At 45.4% G+C, this 12,346-nt stretch carries 11 protein-coding genes; 4 read left to right on the top strand and 7 right to left on the bottom strand.

Annotation, left to right across the window (positions count from 1 at the left end; genetic code table 11):
* On the top strand, window positions 1-1,779 hold the full coding sequence (locus KHO06_RS08465; RefSeq protein ID WP_212582417.1) for an ABC transporter transmembrane domain-containing protein: 1,779 nt from the start codon (window positions 1-3) through the stop codon (window positions 1,777-1,779).
* 265 nt (window positions 1,780-2,044) lie between these two features.
* Complete coding sequence (locus tag KHO06_RS08460) at window positions 2,045-2,593, top strand: hypothetical protein (protein WP_005433911.1); 549 nt, start codon at window positions 2,045-2,047, stop codon at window positions 2,591-2,593.
* A gap of 184 nt (window positions 2,594-2,777) precedes the next feature.
* Here the strand turns inward: KHO06_RS08460 and KHO06_RS08455 are convergent, their stop codons facing one another.
* The 5 genes from KHO06_RS08455 to KHO06_RS08435 form a co-directional block, all read right to left on the bottom strand.
* Window positions 2,778-2,993, bottom strand: coding sequence for a hypothetical protein (locus tag KHO06_RS08455; RefSeq protein WP_005433984.1), 216 nt, complete (start codon window positions 2,991-2,993; stop codon window positions 2,778-2,780).
* A gap of 99 nt (window positions 2,994-3,092) precedes the next feature.
* Window positions 3,093-4,217, bottom strand: coding sequence for an HD domain-containing phosphohydrolase (locus KHO06_RS08450; RefSeq protein ID WP_212582416.1), 1,125 nt, complete (start codon window positions 4,215-4,217; stop codon window positions 3,093-3,095).
* 260 nt (window positions 4,218-4,477) lie between these two features.
* Complete coding sequence (locus KHO06_RS08445; protein ID WP_212582415.1) at window positions 4,478-5,683, bottom strand: aromatic amino acid transport family protein; 1,206 nt, start codon at window positions 5,681-5,683, stop codon at window positions 4,478-4,480.
* A gap of 173 nt (window positions 5,684-5,856) precedes the next feature.
* Entirely contained in the window at window positions 5,857-7,050 is a 1,194-nt protein-coding gene (locus tag KHO06_RS08440) for an iron-containing alcohol dehydrogenase (protein ID WP_212582414.1), read from the bottom strand.
* Window positions 7,051-7,230: 180 nt separating this feature from the next.
* Window positions 7,231-7,863 carry an SDR family NAD(P)-dependent oxidoreductase gene (locus tag KHO06_RS08435; protein ID WP_212582413.1) on the bottom strand — a complete coding sequence of 211 codons (633 nt, stop codon included), beginning with the start codon at window positions 7,861-7,863 and terminating at the stop codon, window positions 7,231-7,233.
* Between the two features lie 293 nt (window positions 7,864-8,156).
* Here KHO06_RS08435 and KHO06_RS08430 point away from each other — a divergent pair, with 293 nt between their 5' ends.
* Window positions 8,157-9,428 (top strand): HD domain-containing phosphohydrolase, encoded by a 1,272-nt coding sequence (locus KHO06_RS08430; protein WP_045367105.1) that lies wholly within the window; start codon window positions 8,157-8,159, stop codon window positions 9,426-9,428.
* A gap of 80 nt (window positions 9,429-9,508) precedes the next feature.
* On the opposite strand, the gene KHO06_RS08425 is transcribed toward KHO06_RS08430, so the two are convergent.
* Both KHO06_RS08425 and KHO06_RS08420 read right to left on the bottom strand, forming a co-directional pair.
* The gene (locus tag KHO06_RS08425) at window positions 9,509-10,111 is read right to left on the bottom strand and encodes a 2OG-Fe(II) oxygenase (RefSeq protein ID WP_005433965.1); all 603 of its coding nucleotides are present in this window, start codon (window positions 10,109-10,111) and stop codon (window positions 9,509-9,511) included.
* A gap of 168 nt (window positions 10,112-10,279) precedes the next feature.
* Window positions 10,280-11,047: a TerC family protein gene (locus KHO06_RS08420; RefSeq protein ID WP_212582412.1), complete on the bottom strand. Its 768-nt coding sequence runs from the start codon at window positions 11,045-11,047 to the stop codon at window positions 10,280-10,282.
* A 330-nt stretch (window positions 11,048-11,377) separates the two neighbouring features.
* Between KHO06_RS08420 and KHO06_RS08415 the strand changes: the two genes are divergently transcribed.
* A complete protein-coding gene (locus tag KHO06_RS08415; protein ID WP_005434030.1) occupies window positions 11,378-12,334 on the top strand; it encodes a LysR family transcriptional regulator in 957 nt (318 codons plus the stop codon).
* The last annotated feature ends 12 nt before the right edge of the window (window positions 12,335-12,346 follow it).

Genomic DNA, 12,346 nt, shown 5'->3' with positions numbered 1-12,346 from the left:
ATGAAGCAATCGACAACGTTTAAACGGTTAATGTCTTACCCATTGTCGCAGCCAAAACCCATGCTAAAAGGCTTGGCACTACTGTTTATCGCGGCGTTAGCCAGCGCAGGTGGGCCATGGCTTGTTCAATACTTTATTGATGAACACATCGCTAAAGGAGATTACTCGCGCGACATTTTAATATCACTCGCAGCAGGCTACATTGCCTTGCAACTTATCTCTGCGGTGTTTCAATACTTCCAATCATTGCAATTCAGTATTGTGGCAACCAACACGATCAAAACGATTCGCAAGCAGGTTTTCTCTGGTGTGATAAAGCAGCCTTTATCTGCATTTGACTACACTCCTGCGGGTAAGTTGGTGTCTCGAATCACCAACGATACAGAATCGCTGCAACAGTTTTATGAGTTACTTATCGCCACCGTGGTGAAAAACGCAGTGATGATCTTGGTGATGTTGGGCGTGATGTTTTACATGAGTTGGAAGTTGACCATCGTCGTGTTGGTACTGCTACCAATCGTGATCGGCTTTATGTACTTGTTCAAAAAGCTCAGTACAGAAAGCTATCGAAACATGCGTGACCTACTAACAGACATTAACGCCAATTTGAGTGAATCCATTCAAGGCATGAGTGTGGTGCAGTTAATGCTGCAAGAAGAACGTTTCAACAAACAGTTTAATGGCCTCACTGACGACCATCTGGTTGCCTCTAAAAAAGTGATTCGCTTGAATGGCTACCTATTGCGCCCTCTGATGGATCTGCTTGCAGGCCTCGCCCTACTCTCTCTTGTGGCTATTTTTGGCTTTAATGGTGTCGAACTGATTGGTGTGGGTGTTCTATACGCTTTCATCAGTTACCTAGCGCGCGTAACCGAGCCTTTGATTGAGATGACACAGCAGTTAGCTTTACTTCAACAGGCATTGGTATCGAGTGAACGTGTATTCGAGTTGATCGATGCGCAAGAGCAAACTTACGGCGATGACCATAAGCCACTGCAAACAGGTGCGATTGAGCTTAACAACCTAACTTTCAGCTACGATGGCAAACAAGACGTCTTGAAAGACATTTCCCTGAAAGCATCGCATCAAGACTTTATTGCGCTTGTTGGCCACACCGGTAGCGGTAAAAGTACTCTCGCTTCTTTGCTCATGGGATTCTACCCAACCGAAATCGGTGAACTGCTGATTGATGGGCGTCCGTTGAAATCTTTAGGCAAAGACGTACTGCGCAAAGACGTTGCCATGGTGCAGCAAGACCCACATATTCTCCCTGCCAGTGTCCGTGAAAACGTCTCTTTGGGAAGAACGATAGAAGATGTGCAGATTTGGGATGCACTTGAAAAAGTGGGATTAGCTGAACAGATTCGTCGTTATCCGAATGGATTGGATACTCAGCTTGGCCAAGGTGAAACAAACCTCTCGGCAGGTCAAAAACAATTGCTTGCACTCGCTCGTGTACTTGTCGCTAAGCCTAAGATTCTGATTTTGGATGAGGCAACGGCAAACATCGACTCAGGTACAGAAGCGTTAATTCAAAAAAGCCTTGAAGTGCTTCGTCAAGATATGACGCTTGTTGTAATCGCTCACCGTCTATCGACGATTTTGGATGCCGACCAAATCATCGTTCTTCACCATGGAGATTTAGTAGAGAGCGGCACGCATAGAGCGCTGTTAAAACAAAATGGTCGATATGCACAGATGTATCAACTTCAGCAAGCCAATCGCCATACTCAGCAAATCGAAGAGGAAGACGACAAGCAATTCGAGGAAGCTGTTTAAACAGCCTACACGACAAGCCAACACTGACTTTAAGCCCGTTAGCCATGCTGCGGGCTTTCTTTATGCTAAAGTTCCGTTAATAATCTAAACAATTTCTTTATTTCTTACCTATTATTGACATAACCCCTCGCTATTATCTGTGAGGTCGTTGTAAAATCGCATTATTAACCGACACGACTAACCTCAAGTAAAGCGTTTTGCGCTTAGCTTGGTTGCTCGCGTCTGCCTATTTCCATATTGCATATTAATTTCATGACGGAAGTCCATGGACCAAGATAAGTTTACTAACATCTATCGCTTGCCAGGTTCGCTACAAATACGAATCGCTAAATGGCAAAAAACTTTCCGCGGCACATCTGATTTAGTTCTTCATCAGGTGCTAATGGAACGTAATAAGCAATTCAAGAAGCCAAGCTTTTTACCCAAGAGCTGGTGTATTTCTCCTATCGATGAGAATGACATCACCATTACTCATCACGGTAAATACATTCAAACCGTCATGCGCACCATGATAGACAGAAAGGTCTCATATAAACGTCTTTTCTTGTCACGAATGGAGGCAGAGAAAGGTGAAAAAGTCCTGCATGATTACAAGCTTGAATGGGTGAGAAAGCACAATCAGGTCGCTAAAAAGTACAACCAAATTAAGAAAAAGCAGTACATGAACTTTGCGAGAGAAGAGGAAGAGACACTTTACCCTTCTATCCCTAAAGGCGAGTTTGACAAAACACTGTGGAATAAATTGGTGGTTTCGACTTTTGGCCCCGAGAAAAAGTACAAGAACCCCCATTTTGTACGTAAAGCAGATTTCTAAAAAATCCCCCGACTGTTCGGGGGATTTTTTTATGCTTTCGATACGTTAATAGTGACATTGTCACGAAGAAATTAAATCAGGATTGTTATTAACGCAGCGAGCGTTGCAATTGTACAGCGCTCGCTGACGGACGAGCTGCGACGGTGAGAAAAGTCGGATGAGAGTCGCAGCGTTGTTGAACCAGTTAATGACGAGCGTCAGCGCCAAACTCTACTTCTTTATAGATATCGGCCAGTGACTTCTTACCTTGTTTGTCCTTGGCTGAGCGCTTTCTTGGTTGGTAATGATACTCTTGGTCATGCAAAGCTTCTTCATGTTCCTTTGCAGACTCTACGAATTCAGCATTCGCAAGTGCTTGTTGGCGTAAGCGGTTTACTCTTTCTAGGGTTTCCCACAACATACTTCACCTCCAAACGAGTTACTGTATACATATACAGTATTATTTATTCTGACCTCCTAGTCAATCTTTTGAGTCCATTCACGGTTTGCTCCTCTACTCTCACATTAAGCCCATACCAGCATAGTGCTCTGGGTACTTGTGAATGATTTGCTTTAGATAGCCTTGATGATCGCGCAAGGCGTTCACGCACTCTCGGGATAACAAGCCTTGATAAACACGTTTCTCTAGTTCTAACAAGGCATACGGAATTGACCACGCTTGACGATATGGATGATGGGTGGTCATGACATCAAACACATTAGCGACGGCCGCGATTTGAGCGGCGATTGGAATACCTGAGCGATCCAGCCCATGCGGATAGCCGGACCCATCAAGGTTTTCATATTGATAAGACGTAATTTGCTGGAACAAAGTGACACTCGGATGAACCGGATTACCGATTCGCGCCACAATGTTATCGGCTGATTCCACACATTGCTCAATGTGCTCCGTTAACAGCGCTTCTTGTTCTGCATTCATACAACGACGATTGCACACGATATCTGCCGGAAGCTTAATGTCGCTCAAAGCATGATAACGAGTGAACATGCCGATTTGCTCGACAACTTCATCGCTAAAATGATAAGAGTCGGCAAGCTCTGTCGCAATCAATTGGGCGTACATACCAATACGCTTTGTGTGTGAGTAAACTTCAGGCGAATAACCTGGCAATAAGCACTGGATCCTTTCCGCTAACAACTCAATCGCATTGACGACATGATCTTCAGACTCCACCGCAAACTGAACCATTTCGAAGTAAGGTTTTAACCCATTCAACGCTTCTACACTGAACGCATTAGGCTGAATAGAATTGAGAAAGACGAAGCCAGTGAAGCTTTGACGGTCGTAACAAGGGATCGCAACAGACGAGTGATACCCCTCTTTCAATAAGGTTTGAATGCGCGAACAGTGTTTGATGTCGTAGAGATCGTTAACAAGACGAGGAATGGCATTGTCAGCAGCAATGCTCAAGTTATGAAGTTTACGAAGTGGCGCTTCGTGATGAGCCAAACACCAAGTGTCGAATTCACTTTCGGCAAAAGATTTAAGCATGCCTTGTTTAGGGTGATACTTCGCAAAAGACACCCTATCAACACACGGTAAATGTGCCTGCATCCTGTTCTTTAAAGTCTGCATTTGCTCATTGAGCGGTTTTGCAAACGGGTAAAAACTTCGGTGCGCCATACTTCACCTCCACACCAAGTAGAGAAATCAGAAGAAAAGGCTCATTAAAGTCAGCGTATTTGATGTGATTAGAGCGGCTTTTCTCCACCTAAATTATCGACATACCACAACTTAAGTGTACGAAATAAAAACAGTTTTTCGCCAATCTTTTCACCGAATATTCTACGGTAATTTAACCCAGATCAAAAAAAAAACAGCGCACTTTCGTACACTGGCTTTTTAATACATGATGAGTTGTTTGTTATCTATCAGCTTGGTGATTAACCCAATGCAGGAAGTACACCCAAAGTAATAAGTAGCTGCGCCATCACAATGCCCATGCCGGCAATGCCCGTTACTAATAGGGCCCCTTGTCCACCCGCAACGCGGTATTCACCAGTAAACTCATCAGAACGACGCACCTTCACCACCATAACTAGCGGTAGGAAGATTGCAAGAATAGCCAACGCGATCGCTGCGTAACCTAGTGCCATGATGAATCCTTGTGGGTAGAACAATGCAAAACCTAGTGGCGGTGTAAAAGTCACCACTGCAGCGATTAGACGATTTGGCTTTTCACTGTCACCTTTGATTGTGTCACCCAAGAACTCAAACAGACCCAAACTCACACCTAGGAAAGACGTCAGAAGCGCAAGGTCAGCAAATACGCCTACCACACTACCAAGATTTGACTGGTTAACAGTTTGAGACAATTGACCAATCAGCGCGCTCAAACCGCCGTTTTCAATCAAGGTATCTTGGCTTACAACACCCAGGGTTACGATTTGCCAAAAAATGTAGATCACAAGTGGAATCGTCGAACCAACGATAATCGCTTTACGTAGAGACGAAGTGTCGCCATCTAGGTAGTTAACAATCGCAGGGATGCTGCCGTGGAAACCAAAAGAGGTAAAGATGACTGGAATCGCTGCAACGATAAGGCCTTGTTCAATTGGCATGCTCAGTAAGTAAGATTCGGTTACGTTTGGCGCTAGGAATGACAATACTGCAATCATGCTCACCATCTTTAGACCAAACAGCACTCGGTTTACCTTGTCTACCGTTCCGGTGCCAACCGTCACAACCATTGTTACGATAAGCGTGAATATGATGGTAGAAGTGGAGCCTGAAATATCCAGACCAAACCATTCTGTTAGACGGTCACCGAACTGAGCGCCGCCACCAGCGATGTAAGCAGCACACAATGAGTAGAACAAGAACAGCATCGCAAAGCTCGCAACCCACTTGCCCTTCTGACCAAGAATTTGCTTCGCCAGAGTATGAAGGGTTGCGCTGCTGTCCGCATATTGGTGGAGCTCAAGCATCAATAGCGCCGTAAACGCCATTAATGCCCACAGCCCTAACATAATGATCAGAGACGTTGAGAAACCAATGCCAGCAGAGGCAAGAGGAAGTGCCAGCATACCAGCACCTATTGTAGTCCCTGCGATAATCAGGGTGCTACCAAACACTTTAGATCGACTCATTGTATATTTATCTTTACAGCTTAATAAGATTCATAAGCATCAGATCGGGCAACGGCACACCAAACCTAACACCATATTTGGAATGATGACGATTCTGTAGGATCTTTCTAATAAGATCAAGCAAAGTGTAAGGATAAAAACCCACACGTGTAAACTATTTTATACACCACTATCTAAGCTCTGATTTCTGCGAGTAATTGGGCGCACTCTTCTTCATTCATAAACTTAGGCACTGGGTAGTTCCAATGCGCTTCTTTGAGAATCAAAGTCACTAACTCGTTGGTGTCAGACGCTTGCAACAGTGACGAGGTTTGCTCGATGCCAATCTCGGTGTACAACCCCTCCAGTCTATCTAAGAAGTCTTGGGCACTAGGCGCATATCCACTTTGCGTTCCTATCAGGGCTTCGCTTAGCTCGGTCAGTTGTGACTCAATCTCAGAGAAAGAAAATCGAAGGACAGGCAATAAAGCAAGGCCATTTGCCATTCCATGAGGTAAACCGTACTTGGCTCCTAGGTTATGCGCGAATGCGTGTACGTAGCCAAGACTCGCCTTGGTAAAGGCTAAACCCGCATAGTAAGACGCCATTGCCATTTTGTGTCGAGCTTGAGTGTCACTGCCCTGTTCGACAGCACGAGGTAAGAATTTGAATATCAGTTTGATGGCAGCAGCAGAATACGCTTTGGTTTCCATCGTCGCGTTGCGAGAAATGTAAGCTTCTACCGCGTGTGTTAACGCATCAATACCTGTATCAGCCGTTATCTTCGCGGGCAAACCAACCAGCAAATTCGAATCCAATGCCGCCATCAAAGGCACTAACTTCGGATCCATTAATGGCGTTTTGTGGTGGGTATCTGGTTCAGAAACCACCGCAGCAATCGTCACTTCCGACCCAGTACCCGATGTCGTCGGAATCACGAATAAAGGAGCAGGCGTTCTCCACACTCGAAAGAGACCAGCGAGTTTCTTAATGGATTTCTTGTTGGTGACTCTGGCTGCAATGACTTTGGCACAATCCATGGCCGATCCTCCGCCAAGCGCTAAAATGGCGTCACACCCTGAATCGAAGTACATCGCTAAACCATTCTCAACTTGATCGTATGTGGGGTCTGGTTTTACCTCAGAAAACAACACGACATCTAAACTCTTAGCTTTTGCACTTTCCACCACCTGTTCCGCCATACCGACCTTTACCAGCCCGTCATCGGTCACAAGGAGTAGCTTTTTGAATCCAAGGTCAACAATCGCTTCTGTCAATTCATGAAGGCAATCAGGACCCGAGAACAAGGTCGGTTTAGGAAAAGGGAGAACGTAGGCTGCTACCCTCAATCCATTGGTGTAACCGCGATAAAGTAGATGTTTCAACATACAACGTCCTTTTGTTTTTGAGCATTCATTCTAGATGCTTTTTTAACCAACTCGAACTGGCAAGGTCACAGAATCACTTTTCAATCAAAGTACTTGATCGTAGAAACGCGAAAGACCTAAACGCAAACAGGGACAATGCCGAAACACTGTCCCTGTTTTAGGAATGATTCAATTACGGACTTAGTACGTCAATTCAGGGTCGACACAATGGAAGATCTCCCCACTTCCCTCGCCTTTTTCAAGCATCTCAAAAATCAAACGAGCCACTTCTTCACGGTATACCAAACCATGCACTTCTTTAGGTTCAACCAACGCACTATTGCCTGTTACTTCGCCATCTTTCAAGCCACTAGGACGAATAATGGTGTAATCCAAGTCGCTGGTTTGTAGCCATGCTTCCGCCAAGGATTTCTCTCGCACTACACCGCCAAACCCCGCTTTAGAACGGTCAGAAAGGTATTTCCAGCTATCACCGCAACCAAGTGACGTCACTAGTACAAAACGCTTGATCGATGCTTTACAGGCAGCATCAATAAGGTGACGATGGCCAAGGTAATCTACCGGAATGTCTGCACGGTAGCTGCCCATCGTGCTAATGATGATATCTTCTTGATCGAGCTGCTCAACGACGCGGTCAACCTCTTCAGAAACCGTGGCATCACATGCAAACGTTGACTGACAAATCACCTTCAGTTCTGGGCTTTTGTCTGGATTTCTCGCGACACCGACAACTTCTGCACCTTTTTCTGCAAAATACTTAGCAACTGCCAAACCAAGGCCGCTACTTGCACCCCACACTACGACTCTTTTCATAACTTACCTTTACGACACAACATGATAATGAGAATACTTTACATCACTATTTATGTGGTTTTCAAAGGAAGTCAATCAAACCAAAAGAAATCTTTCGAAATCAATAAGTAGTTCAAAGAAATGACTAAGAGTGGCGAGCTTGAGATGAATTTTACGTGCGACAAGCGGTATTATTCCCAATATAACTATAACGAAGCCATGTGCACCCTTTTTAGGTATTAATTCGCTGTCGCATTCCCCTAAAAACATCAAAATAAAATCAGCACAGGCGAGTAAAAACGTCGGTAATTACAATGAAGCAACCTTCCTACTCCGATTCTTCTTCGGGATTTGAAGTCGACCTAAAACAAGCCCTTATCTGGGTGGCGCGTGCGTTAGATTACGTAGGCGTTGACGATACACACCATAGCCATCGCGTCGCTTATATTGCCTACCAATGTGCGCTGGAGCTTGGTTGGGCCGAGAATAAAGCAGAGTTCTGTTACTTTGCCGGTATGGTTCACGACTGCGGAGTTTCCGAAACACGTGAACATACCATGCTACTTGAACAGCTCGTCCCCCAAGATGCAAAGGCCCACTGCATTCGCGGCTACCATACCCTCAAGCAATGTCGACTACTCTCTCAATTCGCCACCCCAATTCTTTATCATCATACTCACTGGAAAGAGCTCGAACACATCGATATTCCGGCATTTGAAAAAGACGTCGCGGCTCTGCTTTATCTCTCTGATCGTCTCGATTTTATGCGCGCTCGCTACGTTTCCAACTGCCACAGCGATCTTGTCACTTTGCATGAAGAATTGATTGCCGAGTGCGTCATGGCTAACGCAGGCACGTTGTTTAACCCGCATATGTGCGACGCCATGGTTAAGCTGGTCATGACCGATGCGTTTTGGTTTGCAATGGAATCTGAGCACATCGAAACGATAGGGCTTCAATTTGAGAACATCGACTGGTTACAGAAACAGTTAACCATTGAGGACATGAACAGCTTGGGCTTGTTCTTAGCACGCATTGTGGATGCCAAAAGCCCATTCACTTACCAACATTCACAGAAAGTGGCGGAGCTATCGCGTTACTTAGCAAAGAAAGTGGGATTGGATGAGCACGAACAGGAGATGATCTTTATTGCAGGACTCGTTCACGATATTGGCAAACTCAAAACGCCTGATGAGATCCTTCACAAAGAAGGTCCATTAAACGAGCGAGAGTACACACGCATCAAACGTCATACGATTGATACTGAACTTGCCCTACACAAAGTCTTTCCTAACGCCAAAATTGCCGAGTGGGCTTCCAATCATCATGAGCGCTTAGACGGTACAGGTTACCCTTATCATAAAACCGGAGAAGACTTGGACGTCCCTTCACGTATCATTGCCGTTGCTGATGTCTTTCAAGCGCTTTCTCAAGACCGCCCCTACCGTGGACGCATGACGCAACAAGAAATTGCCATCATCATGGATGAACAAGTCGAATCAGGAAAGCTGTGCTCAGCTGTCTATCAAGTGTTATGTTCAGACATGCAAGCGTGCTATGAGCTTTCGACTGGACTTTACGGCTAAGATTGCGAGTCAGAAGATAAACGAAGGGACACCGCATTGGTGTCCCCTTGTTGTTAAAACTGTCCTGATAAACGCACGGGTTAGTGTGCAATATCAAGTTGGTTGTCTTTTACACCGTTAATACGGAACCAGCCCGCGATACTGAATCGCTCAGCGTTTGTCGGCAATACTTCGTGCGGGAATTGCTCAGATAAGAACACGAACAGACGACCTGAACGCGGTGGAATCTTCGCGATCTCATTGTCATTCAAATCGTATACCACCAACTCACCAGCGTCTTCTTCGCTCCACGATTCGTTCATGTAAAACACCGTTGTTAGACGACGGTTTTCATTGCCTTTGAAGCAATCGAGGTGTTTTTGGTAGAAATCACCTTTCTCATATTTCGCGAAGTGCGCTTCGTACTCAAACAAACCAAGGAAGAAATGGCGGTTTGCTTCCAAACGGATCTCTTCCATCTTGTCTAAGAAAGACGCAACTGGCGCGCCCATATCGCGCTTCAACCATTGGATCTTGTCACTACGAATGGTTTCAATACGAGTCACGTCGTCGTTACGACCAATACGTGCCTTCTTCCAATCATCAGGAATACAGTCACGCAGCTCAGCCACTTCCTCTTGAGAAATAAAATCATCCCAGATGTAGTATCCGTGCGTCGATAACGCGTCGATCAGTTTGTTCATTCTATTTTGTTCACTCGAATAAGTTTGGGCGGTCTATATAAGAAATTCGTGCTACAACAACAAATTCCATTTTCTATCGACACGACAAATCCACATAAATCGCAGAATGCAGACGTAAAAAAGCCGCTCTCGTGAGCGGCTCTAATAGGTTCAATTGCTGCGTTTCAATTATCGAGTTTGAAGCGCAATAGAACGAGGTCGAATAGGACGAATTCGTTGAATCACTGGGCGTTGTTTTTTCTTAAGCTGGATATGACACATTTCCAACACTAGACCAAACGCCATCGCGAAGTACACGTAACCTTTGTTGATGTGAATTGCAAAACCTTCTGCCATCAACAGACCACCTAGCAATACAAGGAACAGCAGTGCAAGTGTCTTAAAACCCGGGTAACGCGTCACGAGGTTGTTGATTTTCTCCGCCGTCAACACCATCACAATTGCCGATGAAATGATCGCCGCCACCATAATTGGCACTTCGCTCGTTAGACCAACCGCAGTGATCACCGAGTCCATCGAGAACACAGCATCAACCGCAACGATCTGAAGCAGAACCACAGCTAGGCCAGTACGAACATGAGTCGAGTGACCGTGTTCAGTGTGCGTTAACCAACTCCACAACTCTTTCAAGCTTTTCGCTAGTAGGAATGCACCACCCGCAATCATAATCAAATCACGACCAGTAAACGCGTAGTCGCTAAAGCTGATTAATGGCTGGGTAAGCTGCATGATCCAAGAGATCGAGAACACCAAAACAATACGCGCCATCACCGCTAGGCCAATACCTAGATTTCGGGCAAGTCTACGCTGGTGTTGCGGTAATCGTTCACACAGAACGGAGATGAATACGACGTTATCAACGCCTAAGACAACTTCAAGAGCAAACAAGGTAGCGAAGATAGCCCACGCTTCTGGTTGCATGAAAAGTTCTAACATGAGTACGCCTCCTGTGATTGGAAGCCATACAGTGAATTGTTCAGTCGACTAAAGGGGTCGTCCATTAAGTTTATTTAAACCTCTGTTACTTAGGAAAGTTGAGTAAATCACCTCTCCTATTCCTTCGCAATCCCTTATTTTGTCAGGCTTATGTCAGCCACCTTTCGTACTCTAAAGGTTATTGCCTTCGTTCACCCCATCAGGTGCCGAGTTGAGCCAAATGTTTATATAGAACACGAAAAGAAACGCCTGATTTTCCGTGTTTCTACAATAGTAAAAAATTGTTTCATACTGATATACTGGACAAAATCACACGAATTAGTCTTGCGAATGGATTACATAACACTCTCACGCATTAGCCTTAAACACCTTACTGTATTGCACATGCTGCTCACGACACACAGCGTTACTCAGGCAGCGGAACAACTTTGCGTGACCCCTTCCAGCGTGAGTAAAACGCTCAGCCAATTGCGTGACATTCTGAAAGATGACCTTTTTTACCGTGATGGCACTCGTTTAGTCCCAACTCCGTTTGCATTGAACATCGGTCCTTCAGTGCACGGCATTCTTTCCAGCATGAATGGTTTGCTTTACCAAGGCTCATTTAATCCCGCGTATTACGAAGGCCGGTTCTCATTAGCAATGCGTGAAAGCACCTTTGAGATCTTCGCCCCTATGCTGCAAAACCTGTCTCAACAGATGGGCAGTAGAGCGCAATTGAACGTCTATGCGAAAGAACAAATGAGCTTCGATTCTCTGATCCGCGGGCAAGTCGACTTTTTGATTCTGCCGCATGACATCAGCCAGCCACCAACCCACAACAAAGACTTGGTATGGCAGACGATTCTAGAGGATGAAATGATCTGCCTGATGGGCGGTAACAACCCATTGGCAAAAGAAGAACTCTCGGTAGAAAACTATTTGTGCGCAAGACACATCGGCATTCACGATAAAGACTTATCTCAACCCTACTTTGAACAGAACTTAACTCAGCGCTACGCCAAGCGCAGTGTCGCGATGCACGTGGCGGACTTTGGTTCAGCCGCAGTAATGTGTCACCACTCCGATTATCTGTTCACTTGTTCAAAACTTTGGGCGCAAATGGCACTGCAGGCGAATGGCTTGGTAGAAAGACCTTTGCCATTCGAATACGGGCAAGTGGCGTACAGTTTGGTGTGGAATAAAGCGAGTCTTAACGATCCCGCTTTAAGATGGCTACAACAACAGGTGCTTAAGGCATGTGAAACCTTGGGAGGATGCAGCAAACCAAGAGTAAACAAACTCTAAAGTTATCTCTGC

Origin of the sequence: Vibrio sp. B1FIG11 (genome assembly GCF_905175335.1) — a bacterium.
Taxonomy (GTDB): domain Bacteria; phylum Pseudomonadota; class Gammaproteobacteria; order Enterobacterales; family Vibrionaceae; genus Vibrio; species Vibrio campbellii.
Note: the sequence above shows the minus strand (reverse complement) of the source record. Positions and strands in the feature narration are given on the sequence as shown.